This is a genomic window from Thiothrix unzii, from assembly GCF_017901175.1.
In the GTDB taxonomy this organism is placed as follows: Bacteria; Pseudomonadota; Gammaproteobacteria; order Thiotrichales; family Thiotrichaceae; genus Thiothrix; species Thiothrix unzii.
The window spans coordinates 2838618-2858106 of sequence record NZ_CP072793.1 but is presented as its reverse complement, the minus strand read 5'-3'; the positions used below and the strand labels follow the sequence as shown (position 1 = coordinate 2858106).

The 19489-nt window shown below is 50.6% G+C and carries 18 protein-coding genes; 12 read left to right on the top strand and 6 right to left on the bottom strand.

What is annotated here, in order from left to right; all coding sequences use genetic code 11:
- Position 1 precedes the first annotated feature (1 nt).
- Genes J9260_RS14285 through J9260_RS14275 form a run of 3 tightly spaced genes read right to left on the bottom strand, consistent with a single transcriptional unit; the run spans position 2 to position 3258 of the window.
- Positions 2-1417, bottom strand: coding sequence for a sigma-54-dependent transcriptional regulator (locus J9260_RS14285; protein WP_210218390.1), 1416 nt, complete (start codon positions 1415-1417; stop codon positions 2-4).
- 12 nt (positions 1418-1429) lie between these two features.
- A complete protein-coding gene (locus J9260_RS14280; protein WP_210218389.1) occupies positions 1430-3058 on the bottom strand; it encodes a two-component system sensor histidine kinase NtrB in 1629 nt (542 codons plus the stop codon).
- A complete protein-coding gene (locus tag J9260_RS14275; RefSeq protein ID WP_210218388.1) occupies positions 3016-3258 on the bottom strand; it encodes a PP0621 family protein in 243 nt (80 codons plus the stop codon). The genes J9260_RS14280 and J9260_RS14275 overlap by 43 nt, the downstream gene beginning before the upstream one ends.
- 61 nt (positions 3259-3319) lie before the next feature.
- Here J9260_RS14275 and J9260_RS14270 point away from each other — a divergent pair, with 61 nt between their 5' ends.
- Genes J9260_RS14270 through J9260_RS14255 form a run of 4 tightly spaced genes read left to right on the top strand, consistent with a single transcriptional unit; the run spans position 3320 to position 7971 of the window.
- On the top strand, positions 3320-4960 hold the full coding sequence (locus tag J9260_RS14270) for an NAD+ synthase (protein WP_343231184.1): 1641 nt from the start codon (positions 3320-3322) through the stop codon (positions 4958-4960).
- Positions 4961-4973: 13 nt separating this feature from the next.
- Positions 4974-5312 (top strand): P-II family nitrogen regulator, encoded by a 339-nt coding sequence (locus J9260_RS14265; RefSeq protein ID WP_210218387.1) that lies wholly within the window; start codon positions 4974-4976, stop codon positions 5310-5312.
- Positions 5309-6916: a tRNA(Met) cytidine acetyltransferase TmcA gene (locus tag J9260_RS14260; protein WP_210220803.1), complete on the top strand. Its 1608-nt coding sequence runs from the start codon at positions 5309-5311 to the stop codon at positions 6914-6916. The genes J9260_RS14265 and J9260_RS14260 overlap by 4 nt, the downstream gene beginning before the upstream one ends.
- A 2-nt stretch (positions 6917-6918) precedes the next feature.
- A complete protein-coding gene (locus J9260_RS14255; protein ID WP_210218386.1) occupies positions 6919-7971 on the top strand; it encodes an acyltransferase family protein in 1053 nt (350 codons plus the stop codon).
- On the opposite strand, the gene J9260_RS14250 is transcribed toward J9260_RS14255, so the two are convergent.
- Positions 7968-8795, bottom strand: a complete 828-nt coding sequence (locus J9260_RS14250) for an undecaprenyl-diphosphate phosphatase (RefSeq protein ID WP_210218385.1) — start codon at positions 8793-8795, stop codon at positions 7968-7970. The two genes, J9260_RS14255 and J9260_RS14250, sit on opposite strands and share 4 nt — an antisense overlap.
- Positions 8796-8826: 31 nt before the next feature.
- Entirely contained in the window at positions 8827-9945 is a 1119-nt protein-coding gene (locus tag J9260_RS14245; protein WP_210218384.1) for a class I SAM-dependent methyltransferase, read from the bottom strand.
- A gap of 51 nt (positions 9946-9996) precedes the next feature.
- Between J9260_RS14245 and J9260_RS14240 the strand changes: the two genes are divergently transcribed.
- Complete coding sequence (locus J9260_RS14240; protein WP_210218383.1) at positions 9997-10740, top strand: pteridine reductase; 744 nt, start codon at positions 9997-9999, stop codon at positions 10738-10740.
- Here J9260_RS14240 and J9260_RS14235 read toward each other — a convergent pair.
- Positions 10737-11261: a transcription termination/antitermination NusG family protein gene (locus J9260_RS14235; RefSeq protein ID WP_210218382.1), complete on the bottom strand. Its 525-nt coding sequence runs from the start codon at positions 11259-11261 to the stop codon at positions 10737-10739. The two genes, J9260_RS14240 and J9260_RS14235, sit on opposite strands and share 4 nt — an antisense overlap.
- Before the next feature lie 208 nt (positions 11262-11469).
- Here J9260_RS14235 and J9260_RS14230 point away from each other — a divergent pair, with 208 nt between their 5' ends.
- From J9260_RS14230 to J9260_RS14200, 7 genes are all read left to right on the top strand, one after another.
- Complete coding sequence (locus J9260_RS14230) at positions 11470-12216, top strand: ABC transporter ATP-binding protein (protein WP_210218381.1); 747 nt, start codon at positions 11470-11472, stop codon at positions 12214-12216.
- Positions 12213-12971: an ABC transporter permease subunit gene (locus tag J9260_RS14225; RefSeq protein ID WP_210218380.1), complete on the top strand. Its 759-nt coding sequence runs from the start codon at positions 12213-12215 to the stop codon at positions 12969-12971. Before J9260_RS14230 ends, J9260_RS14225 begins: the two co-directional genes overlap by 4 nt.
- 6 nt (positions 12972-12977) lie before the next feature.
- Positions 12978-14417 (top strand): GldG family protein, encoded by a 1440-nt coding sequence (locus tag J9260_RS14220; protein ID WP_210218379.1) that lies wholly within the window; start codon positions 12978-12980, stop codon positions 14415-14417.
- Positions 14417-15214, top strand: coding sequence for a DUF4340 domain-containing protein (locus J9260_RS14215; protein ID WP_210218378.1), 798 nt, complete (start codon positions 14417-14419; stop codon positions 15212-15214). The genes J9260_RS14220 and J9260_RS14215 overlap by 1 nt, the downstream gene beginning before the upstream one ends.
- Before the next feature lie 134 nt (positions 15215-15348).
- Positions 15349-16005 (top strand): DUF4166 domain-containing protein, encoded by a 657-nt coding sequence (locus tag J9260_RS14210; protein ID WP_210218377.1) that lies wholly within the window; start codon positions 15349-15351, stop codon positions 16003-16005.
- Between the two features lie 11 nt (positions 16006-16016).
- Positions 16017-17507, top strand: a complete 1491-nt coding sequence (locus tag J9260_RS14205; protein WP_210218376.1) for a TIGR01777 family oxidoreductase — start codon at positions 16017-16019, stop codon at positions 17505-17507.
- A gap of 215 nt (positions 17508-17722) precedes the next feature.
- On the top strand, positions 17723-19453 hold the full coding sequence (locus J9260_RS14200) for a hypothetical protein (protein ID WP_210218375.1): 1731 nt from the start codon (positions 17723-17725) through the stop codon (positions 19451-19453).
- Positions 19454-19489 lie beyond the last annotated feature (36 nt).

Here is a 19489-nt window from a genome sequence, read left to right as displayed (position 1 = left end):
TTTAACCTTCATCCAACCCGTATTTCTGGATGCGGTAACGCAACTGACGGAAGCTCATGCCGAGCAATTCGGCGGCTTTGGTGCGATTCCAGCGGGTTTGATCCAGAGCGCGAACAATCAGGTTGCGCTCTTCTTCCTCATTAATCGGGTTCCAAGCTGGCAATTTGTCACTTACCGTGGGGCTTTTGTCGGTTTCCGGGGAATCACGCACCCATTGCGGCGTACTCAATGCCGGAGCTTGAGTTTGTGCGGTAGTGGAAAGCTGTAAATCGTCCGGTTGAATGGTGTTGTTGTCACACAAGGTACTGGCGCGTTCTAGTACGTTTTCGAGTTCACGCACATTTCCGGGAAAGGGGTACGTCTGTAATTCCGTGCGTGCCGCCGCCGATAACCGAATTGGTGGCATTTGCCAGCGTTTGGCGATTTTATCGAGGAAAAAGTCCGCAAGTAAGGAAATGTCGTCGGTACGCTCCCGCAACGGCGGCACTTTCAACTTAATCACGTTGAGGCGGTAATACAAATCTTGGCGGAAATGCCCCGCCGCGACTTCGTGCTCAAGGCTTTTGTGGGTGGCACTTAAAATGCGCACATCGACGGGGATTTCTTCCAAACCACCGACGGGCTTGACCGCACCTTCTTGAATCGCCCGCAATAACTTGACCTGCATGGTCAGTGGTAAATCGGCGACTTCATCCAGAAATAACGTGCCTCGGTGAGCGGCTTGAAACAGCCCTTGTTTGTCGCTGACCGCGCCGGTAAAGCTGCCCTTTTTATGCCCAAAGAATTCGCTTTCCATCAGGTTTTCAGGAATCGCCCCGCAGTTCACCGGAATGAATGGCGCGGTGGCGCGTGAACCTTGTAGGTGAATTTGTTGCGCCACCAATTCTTTACCGCTGCCGGATTCGCCATGAATGTACACTGGGGCTTGGCTGCGAGCCAGTTTGCTGATGGTGGCTTTGAGCTGCTGCATCGCGGCGGAATTGCCCAAAATGCTGCTGCTGTGTGCGTCATCTTTATCAGGTTTGGCGGTGTGTTTGGCGTGTTTGCTGCCGGAAAGTTTGAGCGCGGTCTGGATGAGTTCGCGCAATTTGGGCAAATCTACCGGTTTGGATACGAAGTCGTAAGCCCCGGCTTTGAGGGCTTCCACTGCCGTATCCATGCTGCCAAATGCGGTAATGACCGCAATCGGGATGTGCGGGTAATTTTTCTGAATGTAACGCACAATGTCGATGCCGTTACCATCGGGTAATTTCATGTCAGTGAGGCACAAATTCGGCTGGTATTGTTCGATTTTTTCGAGTGCGCCTTCCACATTGCCCGCCGTTACCGTGTCCAGCCCCATGCGTAATAGGGTGATTTCCAGCAGTTCGCGGATGTCCGGTTCGTCGTCGATAATGAGTACGGTTTGTTCGGTCATGGGAAAGCTGCCTTAGCGGTTACGCGAAAACACGAGACGGAAACAGCTTCCGCCCGTGGGTAAAGCGAGGTATTCGAGACTCGCGCCATTGGTTAACGCCAGTTCCCGCGACATGAATAAGCCTAAGCCCGTGCCTTGGGTGCTGGTGGTGAAAAACGGTTCAAATAAGCGTTGCCGTTGTTCACCCGTCATGCCGCGCCCGTTGTCGATAATATTGAGCATAATGTCGCGGGTATGGGTGGGGTTGCCACCTTGTATATCCAGTTGCAGGCGGCGCGGGTCTTCGTGGGCGTATTTGAGGGCATTGCGGCATAAATTCCAGACGATTTGATGTAAATGCGCCGGGTCAAATTCAACCACCGTATCCGCCGGATCAATGAACAGCGTTACCTGTTCCTCACGTAATTTATTTTGTAATACAAAGTCTTTGCGGAATTCGTGTAACCACAGTTTGAGCGCGAGGCGTTCGCGGTTCGGGGTTTTCTTGCGTGATAAGTTCAGCACGCTTTCAATGGTTAAATTCATCCGGCGGGCATTCGATTGAATAATCTGTAACAAGCGGGTATCAGCTTTATCGAGATTTTGCGATTCACCGAGTAATTGCGCGGCGTGGCTGATTGCACCCAAGGGATTGCGGATTTCGTGGGCAATGCTGGCAGTTAATTGCCCCAATGAAGCAAGTTTAACGCTTTGCAATTTTTCACGTTGTTCGGTGGTGTCTTCCAGATTAATCAAGGTGGCTTTACGCGCTTGTGTACCGAGTTGCGAAAAGCGGGCGCGGACTTCGGTGGTGTTTTGGTGACGCACATCGAAACTGGCAATACGTGGGCTGACTTGGTGCAACCAGTGTTGCAGGTGCTGATCCAGTTCGGGGGCGAATTGCTGTAACGGTTTGCTGCGCCAGTTACCGGGCTGACCGAGCATATCCCACGCGCCTTGGTTCATGTGACGAATGACCCCGGATTCTTCCACCACCAAAATACCGGATTCTAACCGATCCAGAATCGACTGATTGAGTTGCGATAAATTGGCAAGATCCACCCCGCGTCGTTGTGCAAGGGAAGCCATCGCGCTGGCTTTCCGAATCCAGCGATTACTTGCCCAGCTCACCAGCAATATAAACAGGGCGATTAGCCCACCGTGCATAATGCCGCTGTTTTCGATTACACCTTGGGATTGCAAATAGATTTGGATGCTGATTAAGGCCAGCCCAGTCAGTGAGGCAAACGACAACGATACATGACCGGGATTACCCAGATAGGGAATCAGTACCGGAATCAGCAGTAAGATACCAAAGCCACCCTCCAAGCCGCCGCTTGCCCAGATTAGCCCCAGTAAAATCACAATATCCAGCACCACAAACAGCGAGGTTTGCACCGGTAAATCCGGCCATTGGAAATACGAGCTGAGGTTGGTGATGACCGCAATTAACAGGTATGTGCCAGTTAACCAGCGGAACAGTTCCGGCTGGTATTCGCCCAGATGCACATGCCCGTATTCCAGCACCAACGCCACTAGCAACGCGCCCGCGAGTGTCAGGCGGTAGACGTGGTAAAGGCGTAACAGATTCCACGGGTCTTCGTGCAAAAATACCGGAACTAATTTTTGGTTAAATGTCGTTGCGCGTGATCCAGACTGCAAAAGTGTTTCCCCCCTTGGGAAATCGCTTCACCTTCCGGGACATGCAGGCCGCATTCTAAGCAGCGCACCATGCGGGTATTATTTTGAATTTCCCCGGAGGATTGTTTGTGTTGTTGTTTGAGACTTTGCTTACGTTGCCAAGATTTTAACAGAAGAAACCCGACTACCAGCAAAACAATGATAAAAATAATACGGGACATGATGTGTTATCGCCTTTTCAGGTATAGTCTTCGGCTTGTTACCATACAACGTTATGACACCGTGCAAAAGAAAAATCAGACATTACGCATCGCACTAGCGCAACTCAATGTGTGTGTGGGGGATGTGCAAGCCAACCTTCAGCAAGTACAAGCGGCGATTCAACACGCCCAAGCACAGCACGCCGACTTGATTGTGTTTCCAGAGCTGGTGCTGGCGGGCTATCCGCCGGAAGATTTGCTGTTTCGCCCCGATTTCCTCGCGCAAATGCAAACCACCGTTATCAGCCTTGCGCAACAAGTGCAGGGGATTACTGCGATTGTGGGTGTGCCTTTATTACGCGATGGGGTATTGCGCAATATGGCGTGCGTGTTGCGTGACGGCGCAGTGATTGCGGAATACGCCAAGCAGTGTTTGCCCAATTACCGAGTATTCGATGAAAAACGCTATTTCACGCCGGGAACGCAGTCGTTGGTGATTGAAGTGGCGGGTGTTAACGTTGGGCTGCTGATTTGCGAAGACATTTGGGAAGACGCACCGGCACAAGCAGCGGTTGCCGCAGGCGCACAAGTGTTGTGTGTGTTAAATGCTTCCCCGTTTAGCGATGATAAACAAGCACAACGCACCGCTTTGCTGCAACGCCAAGCGATTTCTAACCAGTGCGCTATCGCCTACGTTAATTTGGTGGGTGGGCAGGATGAATTGGTGTTCGATGGCGATTCCATGTTGGTGGATGCGGCGGGGAATATTGGGTTTCGGGCGGAAGCGTTTGTGGATGGGGTGTTTGTTGAGGAGTGGGGAGTGGATGCGGGGAAGGCAACATTTATTGAGCCATCGCTTGCTACGATCCCGCTTATTTACAAAGCCCTAACCACCGGCATTCGCGATTATGTGCGTAAAAACGGTTTTTCGCGGGTGTTGCTGGGATTGTCGGGTGGTATCGACTCGGCATTGGTGCTGGCATTAGCGGTAGATGCGCTGGGTGCAGAGAATGTGGAAGCGGTGATGATGCCGTTTCATTATACCTCCGGGATGAGTTTGGAGGATGCGCAACAGCAAGCGGCATGGTTAGGGGTGCGTTACCGGAATTTGCCGATTGCGTCCGTTTACGACGAGTTTATGCAGGTGTTGACCCCGGAATTTGCCGGAAAGCCCGTGGATGTGACTGAGCAGAATTTGCAGGCGCGGATTCGCGGGGTGTTGCTGATGTCGCTTTCCAATAAACTGGGTGGTTTGTTGTTATCTACCAGCAATAAAAGCGAAAGTGCGGTGGGTTACGCGACGCTGTACGGCGATATGGCGGGGGCGTTTTCGCCGCTGAAAGATGTTTATAAAATGCAGGTGTATGCACTGGCGCAATACCGCAATACTCTCGGCATGGCGATTCCGTTGCGGGTTATTGAGCGGCCTCCTTCGGCAGAATTGGCACCTGGGCAGGTTGATCAGGATTCGTTGCCGCCGTATGAGGTGTTGGATGCCATTTTGCAGCGATTTATTGAAGGTGATGAGGCATTAGACGCTATCATTGCCGCTGGATTCGATGCCGTAACGGTTCGCCGGGTGGTGAATCTGGTATTATTGAGCGAGTATAAGCGCAGACAAGCAGCACCCGGCGTGCGTATCAGCGGGCGTGGTTTTGGGAAGGACTGGCGTTACCCGATTACCTCTGCTTGGCGTAAAAATTTACCTTTTAAAATCCCTTAAAGGAGGAGTGAGCATGAAACTGATTCAAGCCATCATTAAACCGTTTAAATTGGACGATGTGCGCGAGGCTTTGACCGAAATTGGTGTAACGGGCATGACGGCTACTGAGGTCAAAGGGTTTGGGCGGCAGAAAGGTCATACCGAATTGTACCGTGGCGCGGAATACGTGGTGGATTTCTTGCCAAAAGTTAAGCTGGAAATCGTGGTGAAAGAAGAAGATTTGGATTCCGCTATCGAAGCCATTCAAAAAGCCGCGCACACCGGCAAAATCGGTGACGGTAAAATTTTCGTGATTCCGGTTGAGCAATCTATCCGTATTCGTACCGGTGAAAGCGGACGGGACGCGGTATAAATAACCTTCCGCGCCAACTGGAAGTCATTTCCGGGGCGCAGGGTGAGTGCCTGCAACGGGTACTTGCGCTGTTGCCTGAAGCGTTGCTTGAAACGCGGCGCGTGTTTTGGATTACCACAGCCCCCGGTATTGCCGGGGCGTTGCCTGCCAAAAAAGCCCACACTTTGCTGGGGCAAGATACCGACATTATCATGTTTGATGCACACAGCGGCTTTGACGTGAATGCGTTTGCGGCGGTGAGCGGCACATTGCGCGGTGGTGGCACGTTGTATTTGCTGACTCCGCCGTTGGATGAATGGGCAGATTTTCCTGACCCGGATTACCGGCGGTTTATCCCTTATCCTTATCAGCCGCATGAGGTGTGGGGGCGGTTTTTGGGGCGATTTGTGGGGATGTTACAGACCCTCACCCCCCAGCCCCCTCTCCCAGAGGTAGAGGGGGAGCAAGGTGTTGGGGGGAGGGTACAACAAGATGCAGTTGTAACCATTCTTGAAGCCAATGCGCCGGTGGTGCTGACGGCCGATCGCGGGCGCGGTAAATCGGCGGCGTTGGGGATGGCAGCCAGTCAGTTGCAGGTTGCTGGCAAGCGGGTGCTATTGACCGCGCCGTCGCGTGCTACGGTGGAGAGTGTCTTTAAGCACGCGGAATTGCCACCGTCGTTTTTTGCCCCTGATGATTTGCTGCAAACTTTACCGGAAGGTGATGTATTGCTGGTGGATGAGGCTGCGGCGATTCCTGTGCCGTTGTTATTGAAAATGCTGGAACACTATCCGCGCTGTGTTTTTTCCACGACGCTACACGGCTACGAGGGTAGTGGGCGAGGATTTGCGCTGCGTTTCCAAAAAGCACTGGAAACGCTGGCTCCTGGTTGGCAGGCGGTGCGCTTGCAACAGCCAATGCGCTGGGCGGAAAACGATCCGCTGGAATGTTTCATCAATCAGGCATTATTGTTGGATGCAGATCTTGCTCCCTTCACCCCTTGCGGGGGAAGGGTTGGGGATGGGGGGGCAGAGTATCGTCAACTAAACCGCGATGAACTCGCACAAAACGAACCCTTGCTACGCCAACTCTTCGGCTTACTCATTACCGCCCACTACCAAACCCGCCCGTCGGATTTACGTCAATTGCTGGACGCGCCGGATATTTCCATTCACGTATTGGAACAGCAAGGCACGCTGGTGGCAGTGGCGTTGTTATCGCGTGAAGGTGGTTTGGATGCGCAACTCACGGCGGCGATTCATGCCGGAACGCGCCGCCCACACGGTCATCCTGTGCCGCAAACCTTGACGTTTCATGCGCAACTGGCGGGTGCGGCAGAGCTGGTTTGTGAGAGGGTGATGCGCATTGCGGTGCATCCTTTGTTGCAAAATCAAGGATTAGGTGCGCATTTATTGGAACATCTGCTAGGATTCGCTGCCCAACAGGGGGCGGATTATCTGGGGGTGAGTTATGCCATGACCCCGGAATTGCTGCGTTTTTGGGAACGTGCGGGCTTTGTGGTGGCGCGTATCGGGTTTCGTCAAGATGCCGCGAGCGGTAGTCGTTCGGTGGTGCAAGTGAAAGCGTTGAGTGTTCGCGCAGTGGGCTTGTTTAAAGGGTTGTAGTGGTGGAAAAGGTTTCAACAGGCGGGCAGCGTTTCCTCGCTTTGGATGCATTGCGCGGAATAGCGGCGTTGTGGGTGGTGTATTTCCACATTTACGGCGGTTTGGGTTATTTGGCGGTGGATTTCTTTTTGGTGTTGAGCGGGTTTATTCTCGCACATCGCTATTTGTACGGGGCTAAATCCAGCACACCGCTGGAGTTTATTAATCACCGGATTGCGCGGCTTTACCCGTTACATTTATACACCTTGCTGATGTTTGTGGCGGTGCATTGGTGGCTTTATGCGGTGATGCCGGATTTCCCTGATGGTGCATTGTTTACGTTTGTGCAAAACCTGACGATGACACATAGCATTGGTTTGAATCCGCAGGGCTTGACGTGGAATTACCCCAGTTGGTCGATTTCGGTGGAGTTTTGGGTCAATGTGCTGTTTATCTTCGTGATTACCCGCAATACCCGCAGCGGCGTGTTATTTTTGGCAGGAACCTTGGGTGTGGTCGTGCTTTTTATGCAGCATGGGCATTTGAATACCCACGTTGAAAACTATTTCGGTTTCCTCAATTCTGGCTTATTGCGCGGGATGTCGTCGTTTGTACTGGGCATTTTAGCTTACCGCGTGTATTTGTTTTACCGTGATGATCCGCGCGTTGGGCAATGTGCCGCGTGGTTAGAGTTAACGTGTTTGGCACTGGTGTTAGGGATTATCTGGAGCCGTACTGGGCGATCAATGGGCATGGATGTGTTCGTGCCGTATTTGGCGTTACTGATGGTGGCTATTTTCGCGTTTGAGCAAGGTTGGTTGTCGCGTGGTTTGCGTAAACTGGCGTATTTGGGCGAAATTTCTTACTCGGTATACCTCAACCATTTGGTGGTGTTGATGCTGGTGCGGCATTTTGCCAAGCAAAACGCTTGGGATAAACCCGTGGTGTTGGGTTTAACGTTGCTGATTGTGGTGATTTATTCGCATTTTACCCACCGTTATCTGGAAATTCCGCTGGGTAAACAAGCGCGGCGCGGCTTGGAGTGGTTAACCACCAAGCCGCAGCGTGAGGTTTAGTGAACAGTCCACTCCACCAAACCTGTGTAGGCGGTGATTAACACGATTACCCCAAAGGCAATGCGATACCACGCGAACACGGTAAAATCGTGGTGGCTGACGTAGCGGATCAGTGCGCGTACCGCAATCATCGCGCTGATGAAAGAGAACACGAAACCGACAATCCACGCGCCAATATCGTCAAAACTCAGTAAATCGCGAGCCTTGTACATCGAGTAAATCGACGCAATGCCCAACGTCGGCACGGCAAGGAAAAACGAAAATTCCGCCGCTGCCTGCCGCGATAAACCAAAAAATAAACCACCGATAATGGTTGCACCCGAACGTGACGTACCCGGAATCAATGCCACGGCTTGCGCCAACCCTAATTTCAGCGCGTCCAGTGGTTTAATATCATCCACCGTCGGAATGGTTATGGTGTGTTGGCGTTTTTCCGCCCATAGAATGACGAACGCACCCAAAATGAACGCAATCGCTACCGGCACGGGTTTAAACAGGTTTTCTTTAATTACATCGCCAAACAACAAGCCTAAAATTGCCAGTGGTAAAAAGGCAATCGCCAGATTAATGATCAAACGATTGGCAATCGGATCACGCCCTAAGCCCGCGAAAGTGCTGACGAAACGGGTACGGTATTCCCACACCACCGCCAGAATCGCGCCTAACTGAATCGCCACTTCAAACACGCCGCGTTTATCGTGATCCATGAAGTTCATTAAATCGCCAGCCAGAATCAAGTGTCCGGTGCTGGAGACGGGTAAAAACTCGGTCGCGCCTTCCACGAGACCCATGACAGCCGCTTTGATAAGCAAAAGAAAATCCATGACGATCCTTTAAAATGATTTTGTGAGAGTATTATAGGCGATGTCGCTGGTCGGCAAGTCTAAAGCCCGCTAATGCTGGCGTAAACCCTTTCGTAAAAGCCATGACTTTAAAGCGTTCCCCCATTTCCGAGGGTAAACTTAAGGTGCGTACTTGCTGCGCGAGGTGATACTGACTGGCGGGATTGGCTTCCAACGCTTGTATAAATAATGTCTCCAACCCACTGTTGGCAAGAAAAGCCGCTTGCGTGGTGTATCCGCCAAGGTTTAACCCCGCATCCAGCCCTGCATTAGCCGCTGCGGTAAAATCCACGCTCGCGGTAATGTCCTGCAAACCCGGATAAATCAGCGGATTATCATGTACTCGATGCTGGTAATGGCAAATCAGCGTGCCCGTGTTACGTTCAGGACGGTAGTAATCCGCCGCCTCGTAACCGTAATCAATCAGCACTAATGCGCCAGCTTCCAGCGTATCCGCCATGCTTTGCATCCAAGCAGGGAGGGCAGGGTTGAATTCGGAGGTGTAGGCATCAGTAGTATTCCCCCAGTGAAATTCGTCACCTTGCACTATCACTGTTTGAATGACCCGCTCCCCTTCAGCCATCTGAAACACTTCCACCGGCATCGCATCCAGCACCTCATTGCCGACAATGACCCCACGGATGGGTTGCGCAGGTAAGCTATCCAGCCATTCCACCCGTTCCAGCAAATGCGGCACGTATTGGTTCAAGGTCTGGTGTTGGCGTTGGCGCAATTCGGGGCTGAGATCCAAAATTCGGTAACGGGTGGGTAAGCAACCGATGCTTTCCAAATGTTTAAGCATATCCGCTGCCATTTTACCGCTGCCCGCACCCAGTTCGAGAATTTCGTCGCCACCGAGTTCATTGAGGATTTGCGCACATTGATTGGCGAGGCATTGCGAAAACAGCGGGGAAACTTCCGGCGCGGTAACGAAATCACCGTCTGCACCGATTTTACGCAAGCCTGCCACGTAATAGCCCAAGCCCGGTTCGTATAACGCCATTTGCATAAAATCGTGGAAACGGATACTGCCACCGTTGCCGGTAATGGCAGCACGAATCCGGGCGGCAAGTTCGGCACTGTGCGCCAATGCCTCGGCTGGGGGTGTGGGTAATGTGTCAGTGAAGCGCATGTCGGGTTATGATTGCCAGCAAATCCACAGCTTATAACGGAAAGGTAGGGTATGGCGACATTAGAAGGCAAAGTAGTGCTGTTAACAGGTGCGGCACGACGTATCGGCGCGGTTATCGCCCGCACCTTGCACGCGGCAGGCGCGACCGTAGTAATTCATTACCGCCACTCCGCCGCTGATGCGCAACAATTACAAACGGCGTTAAATACACAGCGCGCGGCTTCGTGTTTTCTGGTGCAGGGTGATTTATTAGCGGTTGCACAATTACCGTCGTTGATTGCTGAAACGCTGGCACTGACCGGGCGTTTGGATGTGCTGGTAAACAATGCATCGTCATTTTACCCCACACCGATTGGTACGCTTACCGAAACCCAGTTTGACGATTTAATCGGCACGAATCTCAAAGCACCGTTGTTTCTAGCGCAAGCTGCTGCGTCACAATTGCGGGCTAATCACGGTTGTATTATCAATATCGTCGATATTCACGGATTTCGTCCGCTGAAAGGTTATCCGGCGTATTGTGCGGCGAAAGCGGGTTTGCTGATGCTGACGCAATCACTGGCGCGTGAACTGGGGCCGGAAGTGCGGGTAAATGGCGTTGCACCCGGTGCGATTTTATGGCCAGAAATGGCTGAAAATCACGCGATGCACCAAGATTTACTCGCCAAAACCGCGCTGAAACGCGAAGGTAGCCCGGAAGACATTGCCCGTACCGTATTGTTTTTGGTGCGTGATGCGGATTACATCACGGGGCAAGTCATTCCGGTGGATGGCGGTCGGGTGTTAAACCACTAAGCCGCAGCGCGTAAATCAGCGGGTGAAATCGCCAGTCTGGTCATCTTGTGCAAGATTTCCAACATGACGACACTGCGTTGTTCACCATCGTAATGCTGGAAAATAGCTGGTAAGCCTTTAAAGGGGCCATCGTTGTCAATGACTACCACATCACCATTGTGGAAGCGGTCAAGATCAATCGCACGTTCTGCAAGCTGACTTTCCGCTGCTTTTAACGCAAGGATGAATTTTTCAGGGATTGGCGGGGGTAAGTTGCGTATGCCAAAACGCACGAAGCCAACCACTCCCCGTGTACTACGGATAGGTCCCCAGTTATCTTCCACGCCGTCATCCAAATGAATGAACATATAACGCGGGAAAAGCGACTCAACCACGCTGAGCATTTTACCGCGCCGTGCCCGCAGGCATTGCGCTAAAGGGCGGTACACCTCGTATTCTTGCTTTAATAATTGTTCCTCTGCAAGAGCATCTTGCCGAGGTCTGCTTGTCAGTAAATACCAACTGCGTTGCGTTGTTACCATTGTTTGCTTTTCACTCTGTATTCTTTATCAGCATGAACGCGATGACGGTAGTCCCTCCTACCTGATGTCATCTCATTCCTCGTTTTACCTTAACGCTGACTTCCCTAGGATTAAGCCTAGCTGTTTATGGGTTTGCCGTCAAATTAGCAAAAATCGTATACTCTCCCATCAGGTACAATCAAAAGTCATAACACCAAGGCTTGCAATCATGGCAAATCACACTCCAGAAACACTCGTAGCCGCGTCGGGGTTGTCGCGTTATTACAGTGATCATTGCGCTGTAGACTCACTCGACGTGCATTTGCACAAGGGCGAAGTGCTCGGTTTACTCGGCCCTAACGGTGCGGGTAAGTCCACCACCATGCAGATGTTGACCGGAAACCTTGCGCCCACGGCAGGGGAAATTCTTATAAGCGGTATTGATTTGCTGGATGAACCGCGCAAGGCCAAACAGCAGATTGGTTATTTGCCGGAACAACCGCCCGTTTATCGGGATTTAACTGTGAGTGAATACCTGCATTTTTGTGCGCGGTTGCGCAATATACCCGCGAAAGCGTGCGCGGATGCAGTCAACCGAGCCAGCACGCGCTGCGGTTTGGAGCAGGTGAGTCGTCGCTTAATTGGTAATTTATCCAAAGGCTATCGGCAACGGGTGGGGATTGCGCAAGCGATTTTGCATAACCCGCCAGTGGTGATTCTGGATGAGCCAACGGTGGGTTTAGACCCGATTCAAATTCGTGAAATCCGCGAGTTAATCCGTGAATTGGGCAAGGAGCACGGCATTATTTTATCCACGCACATTTTGCCGGAAGTGCAGGCGGTGTGTGACCGGGTGCAAATCCTCAATCGTGGTAAAACTGTGTTTAACGATACCCTTGAAGGTGTTGCGTCTTTGGAAAAAGTGTTTTTTGATTTGATTTTCCGGGAAGCGGAAATCATTGGGGAGGCAGCATGAAAGCCATTTTAGTATTAGCGGGGATGGAATTACGCCGGATGTTTGTTTCACCACTAGCATGGAGTTTATTGGCGGTGGTGCAGTTTATTCTGGCGTGGGTGTTTTTGCTGGGTTTGAGTGAATACATTAGTTTGCAACCGCAATTTGCAGGGATGGAAGATCCGCCGGGGATTAGTGATTTAGTGGTTTCCGCGTTGTATTTATGGGCGGGGATTATTATGTTGGCGGTCATGCCATTGATTACCATGCGTCAATTTGCGGAAGAGCGCATGAATCAAACTTTGTTATTGCTCACCTCTGCACCGATTTCTAATACGCAAATTGTGTTGGGTAAATACTTTGGGGTATTAGCCTTTGTATTGTTAATGGTGGCGATGCTGACTTTAATGCCATTATCACTGAGTATTGGTACGGGGTTGGATTGGGGTAAATTAGCGGCAGCAGTGTTGGGTTTGGTGTTGTTGTTAGCTTCTTTTGCAGCAGCGGGTTTGTTTTTATCGGCATTAACCCGTCAGCCAGTCATTGCGGCGGTGCTGACATTTGGGTTTTTGCTGTTTTTGGTGGTGCTATATATTTCGGGAAACTCCCAAGGTACGGGTAGTGAAGTTCTGGTATATTTGTCGCATTTCGGGCATTTCTTAGCGTTTATGGAAGGGCTGTTTGATACCCGCGATGTGGTGTATTACGCGCTATTCATTGGTGGCTTTTTGATTTTAACCATCCGTAAACTGGATGATGAGCGTTTACAAGGTTGATGCCAGATGAAAATGAGTAAAAATACCCATCGCTGGATTGGGTTGCAAAATAGCATTTTCTACGTGTTATTTATTGCGGTAGTGGTGCTGTTGGGTTTTGTGGGGCAACGCTTTTATTGGCAGGCGGATTGGACGCAAGGCAGCCGTAATAGTCTTTCCACCCCGACGCAAACTTTGCTTAAAGGCTTGGATAAACCGCTGAAGTTTATTGCCTATATTCCTGATGATCCGGCCTTGCAATTACAATTGAATAAACTGGTGACGAAATATCAGCGGGTGAAAGCGGATACCACAATGGAGTTCGTTAACCCCGATCTTGATCCGGCACGCGCTAAACAAGACGGGATTCAGTACGCGGGGCAGTTGGCGATTCATTTAGGTGAACGCAGCGAAGTAGTGGAATCGACCGCAGAACAAACCATTTTGCACGCACTGCAACGCATGAGTCGCGGCGGTGAACGTTTGGTGGTGTTTCTTGAAGGTCACGGCGAGCGTCAGCCGTTAGCGAGTGAATCCACGGGGATGTCGAAGTTGGTGGAAACTTTGCAACGCCACGGTTTCCAGATTCAGCCGCACAATTTGGTGCGCACTCAAGCGATTCCACAAAATGCCAGTTTCGCGGTTATCGCTGCCCCGCAACAGGATTGGTTGCCCGGTGAAGTCGCAGTACTTAAGCAATACCTAGAGCAGGGCGGCAATCTTTTGTGGCTGCAAGACCCCGGTGGTTTACATGGGTTGGATGCGTTGGAGGCGTTGTTGGGTTTACAGATTCACGACGGCACGGTGATTGATGCGAATGAGGCGTTGCAAGCGTTGTTGGGGATTAATCACCCGGCTGTGATTCCGGTGGTGGATTACGGTAAATCGCCTATCGTACAAAAGCTCGGCAATGTGCAAACGCTATTCCCGTTTGCAACAATGGTGGCGCGTGACTCGCAAGCCGGTGAGAAAAGCGGCGCATTGGTGTGGAAAGTGGATGAGTTTTTAAACACTTTGCCGACCAGTTGGCTGGAAACCAGCGGCATCCTCGAAGGCAATGTGGTCTTTGATGAAGCCAGTAATGATCAGCCGGGGCCGTTACCGATTGGGGTAAGTTTAGTGCGGGAACTGGAGGCTTCGGCTACGCTCAGCCAGCAAGACGGGAAGCCTGCCTCGGTCACTGAGCGCAGCCGAAGTGAACAGCGCGTCGTCGTTATCGGTGACAGCGATTTCATGCTCAATAGTTTTGTCGGGCATGGTGCAAATCTTGATCTGGCAACGCAGGTATTTAACTGGTTAAGCAGCGACGATAAATTGCTGGATGTGCCGGTTATGCGTGCCAGCGATACCCAATTGGATTTGAGTGAAACCGCAGGGTATGTGATCGGGCTGTTCTTTTTAGTGGTGTTGCCAGTGGGCTTGATTGCCAGTGGTACGTGGATTTGGTGGCGCAGGAGGAAACGCTAATGGGAACACAAGCACGGCGTTTCGCGCTCAACTTGGCGTTATTGCTGGTGGTGGCGGGTTTGGGAGCATGGGTGTGGTGGCAAGCGCATACTGTTGAGGCGCAAGCTGCCACCTTGTTGACGCTGGAGCGCGAAGCCATTACCCGGATTGCGATTACCCGCGAACTCGGCAGCGATAAACTTAGCGTCATACGTTTGGAAAAGCAGGGTGATCATTGGCAGATGCTCGAGCCTAAAGCTTTCGCGCTGAACCCGACGCGCATTTCACAGCTATTTACCTTGTTGGATGAAGCGGTAGCGGCGAGTTATCCGGCTGCGGGTAAAGACCTTAAAGCTTACGGTTTAGAACCGGGTACTGTGGCGGTCATGTTTAATGATCAGCGATTGATATTTGGTGCGGAAAATCCGGTGTCGCATAACCGCTATGTGTTGCACGATGGGGCGATTAAGCTGGTTTCGGAAACGGTATTCGGGCTAATGACCGGGACGTTGGAAGATTGGTTTGCGAATAAATTGGTTCCGCCGGGGCGCAGCTTGCAAAGCGTGAGCTTGCCACAAGGGTACGCTTCGCAACCGACCACTTTGCAAAATTGGCAATCAGCCGATGCGGTGCGGGTGGAGGCTTGGGATGGCAAAGACGCAGGGCATGGCATGATTACCTTGAAGCTGGATAATGCTAGTGAGCTGACTTTGGTGTTGCTGACCACGCAGGGCGAGTTATTGTTGGGGAATAAAATGGCGGGAATTCGTTATGTGTTGCCGGAAGTGCAACGCGGGAATTTGTTGCCGAGCCAGTAGCGTTAATTTGCGTAACGGGTGGTGTTCCCTGCTGCAAAATTTCCCCAAATTCTTGCTCCTGTTTTATCAATAAGGAGGTATTGGTGGAGAGTGGCTTGCTACAGTAGTTGCATGGTGACTATTTGGAGGTATTTATGCAGGCACTTTCTACGACTTACTTGCCGGTGTCGGAAGGCGAATTGATTAAAACAGCACTGGGGGCAAGTTGGGGGGCGTTACACCCCAATATTCAGCGTCGTTTTGACCACAATCCCACCGCCACCGAGCAGTTATACTACCGAGGCACACTGGATAATTTATGGTGTTCAACCACTGGAATGTGGTTAGCACGCTTCACATCACCACTGTTAGGCGGGGTTTTAATTCCGGCGTGTCAACAGCACGTTCCTGTCGATATTGTGGTGTTTTCTAAGCCCGATGATAAGCGAATTTACAAGCGTCGTTGGTATCATTTGGCAAAAAGCTCCCCGATTATTTTTACGTCTCACATGGCCTTGGGTAAAGATAATGTCTTGCTGGAATATGTTGGCGCAGGGTTTGGAATGGGTTTAAAGCTTTCTGTTGTCGAAGGGGATTTACATTTTCATAGTTGTGGTTATTTTTGGGAAATTTTTGGCGTGAAGATTCCACTGCCAAATATTTTAACACCGGGTGCGACTTGGCTAATTCATCATAATGTATCAGCACAAGAATTTGCCATTAAAATTGTGATTACACATCGTTGGTTTGGACGAACTTTTCTTCAAGAAGGACGGTTTCACTCAACAGATAAATCTTTTAATTTTTCGTAATGGAGATGGCTATGGATTTGCATATTTTGGCATTATGGCTAATGGCTTTGCAGGGGTGTCTTGGTGCATTTGATACAATTTATCACCATGAGCTTACCCAAGCGTTGCCACAACGTGTTACGGCTCAACGTGAGTTGAAAATTCATGCAATACGCTCGATAACCTATGGTGGCTTGTTTATTGGTTTGGCTTTGTGGGAATGGCATGGACTTTTGGCATGGGTTTTATTGGGAATCTTTTTAGTGGAAATTGTATTTACCCTGATTGATTTTGTGGAGGAGGATAAAACCCGTTTACTACCCGCTACCGAACGTGTTACCCACACTATATTGGCAGTGAATGGCGGGATTTTTACGGGCGTTTTGGCAATAAATACACCGAATTGGGCAATGCAGCCAATAGGTTTTTATTGGTCATTTCAGGGTTGGCTCAGTGTGTTTTTAGTTTTATGTGGTATTGGTGTCACGCTGTCGGGAATACGTGATGCATTTGCTTCCAGGGCTTTGAAATATATGAAATCTGAATCTCCTGTTCATTTTGCGGATACGCCACAACGCGTTTTGGTGACGGGCGGTACAGGTTTTATTGGGCAGTTATTAGTAAAAGCCCTAATTCAAGATGGGCATGAAGTGACGTTGTTAACGCGAAATCCTAAAAGTACTGCATGGAATTTTGATGGTCAGGTGCGTTGTATTGCCTCTATGCAGGCATTATCTCAATCTGCTCGGTTTGATGCTGTGATTAATTTGGCAGGCGCACGCATTTTAGGTCAGCGTTGGACAGATCGGCAAAAACAAGTGCTGCGTAATAGCCGTATTAAACTCACGCAGGGTGTGATTGATTGGATTGCTCATGCTGAAACGAAACCGCACATCCTCTTATCTGCTTCCGCTGTAGGTTATTATGGTGTGCAAGTACAAGGCGATAACACTCCATTGTCTGAGACTAGCCCGCCGTCAGCGATTTTCATGTCGCAACTTTGCCAAGACTGGGAGGATGCGGCTAAACAAGCGACACAATACGGTGTCAATGTGGCCTGTATGCGTTTCGGTATGGTGTTAGGGCAAGGCGGCGCATTACCTATGATGCTGATGCCGGTGTATCTTGGGTTGGGTGGGCGAATGGGGACGGGTAAGCAATGGCTGGCGTGGATTCATGTTCAGGATGTGCTACGTGGTTTGGCTCATGTGTGGCAAATTCAGGCTGCTCAGCACGCTGATTTCCAAGCTTACAATTTTACCGCACCGGAAACCGTCACTCAGTCCGAGTTTATTGCAACCGCAGGGCAGGTGTTGAAGCGTCCAACCGTATTCGCTACACCTGCAAAGCCCGTGCGTTTATTGTTAGGTGAACAAGCCGATATTTTATTGGAAGGGCAACGCGTGATTCCGGCAGCACTGCAAGGTAGTGGTTTTGTGTTCACGTATCCGACGGTGAAACTTGCGCTGCAAGCCATTGACTGTCCAAAACGTGACCTACCGTTTATCGGTAAAATTGGGTAAAGGGTAGGGTTATTGCCTTTTGTTATGCGCCTTCCTTGCATAAGCGTTTTTTGCGAACTAAACATCATGATTAAGAAGTGCCGCGTTAACAACGACAACTAAAACGCACCTCGAACGTTAGTGATAAAAAACCATTGCGAGGGAATGCTTTCATGAAGTGCCAATCAGTTCGGCCCACAACGTTAGGCTCGTCTTTAATTTCGTTGTTCTGCGCGTTGTCATTGTTTCCGACCTTAGTTGCTTGCCAAGATCAAGGGACAGATAACGCGCAACAACAGCAGCAACAATACCAAAAACCAACGGCTGAACCCGTCGCTAATACGACGACCTCGCCGCCAGTTGCTGTGACGAAGGCCGATCAATTACCAGAATTGCCCAAAGTGTTATCAGTTGCACCGTTATTGGATGTTACAGCGGGTAAACCCACCTTAGTGCCCGCCACAGATATTGAGGCGTGGAAAGCCAGTGATAACCGCGCGGCAATGCAGGAACACGCTTGGCGTTTATTCGCGGGTATTATGCGCCCGGTGTATCGTGATGAAAATTACAGCCCATTAGACCGTAATGCCGTGGTGCGGGTGTACGATACTTGGCATTCGATTGATGAAGCCTTGCCGGAAAAAGGCGGCGAAGTGGTCGATTTTAGCCAAGCTACCGCCGCGAGTGCCAATACCCCAAGCGTAACCAGTAGTAAGGTGTTATCAGCAAAAAACACCTTGCGCCAAGTGGATGTCCCTAATCAAATCAGCCATCACGGTGGTATGACGAGTCAGGTCGTCGACCCTAACAAGCCCAGTACGCCAGCCCAAAGCTTATTGACGGCGGCGGTTGTCAGCGATGTGAAATACAGCGACGGGATTGTTAAGTTTATCCAAGATCAATTGATGGTTACAGAAACCCAAAACGGTAAAAAGGTCGTCAAAGATTATAAGTTGGCAGAACTGCAAAAGCAGGGCACGGCTGCGTTGGACTTTACCGATACTTCCGGGATCATGTTAAAGCCCGCTTACACCATTGTGAAAGGTAATGGCACGACCGTTATTGCGCGTTGGGAAGAAGATTTAAGTACCACTAATCCCACTGATGCAGATACGTTGACCGCGCCGTTGAATGCTAATACACGGGTGGCGGGTGAACGCACCTGGACGCAGGAAGCGGTCGTGGTGCCACCGGATTTTGACATGCCAAAAATTCCCGTTTACGGGCGTGATGGCGCAAAACTGCCGGTTGTGAGCGTTAACGATTTCCACCATTTCAAACTGACAGAAGCACAAGCGGAAGAATTGCGCGGTGGGATTCTCAAGGAATTGATGGGGCCAAATGTCAGTAATATTGAGGCGGGGGATTACGCTATTTTGACATCCATGCACATTGCTACCCGCGAAGTGGATGATTGGACATGGCAAACCTTCTGGTGGCAGCCTAAAGCGGATGGTTCTGTGGCTGAGGATACCGGGGTTCCGGCAGATATTCGTGCGTTATTCGAGCAGGATATGTGGAAACCTTTGGCGTATTTCAAAGCGGGGGTTGGTTATAGCTACACAACCTCCGCCGGTAAAGATGTGATCTGTTCCAACCCGTACTTAGAAGGGCCGTTCGGATTACGTGAAGCACTGGAAGCTGTTTATGGCACACCTAAAGACGAGGAAGGCAATGACCGTTTAGCCTCTGTTGAGGTATTCATTCGCGATAATGCGGGTAAACCCATTAACCCTTACACCCGTACCGGCAATGGCTTGAAAACCAACTGCATTACTTGCCATTTGGCGGCGGCTTACCCGGACAATACTTACGGTAAGTTACCTGCGGATACTCAGGGGAAATACCCTGATTATGGCTTGTTGACCGGGGATGAGCCGTTATTCAGCGGGCGGGTTAAAACCCATTTCTTGTGGGGTGTCGCGGGTAAAATCAGCGAATACGCACCACCGACCACTACACCGTAATCATCAATAAAAAGGGCTTGATTTTAAGCACTACAA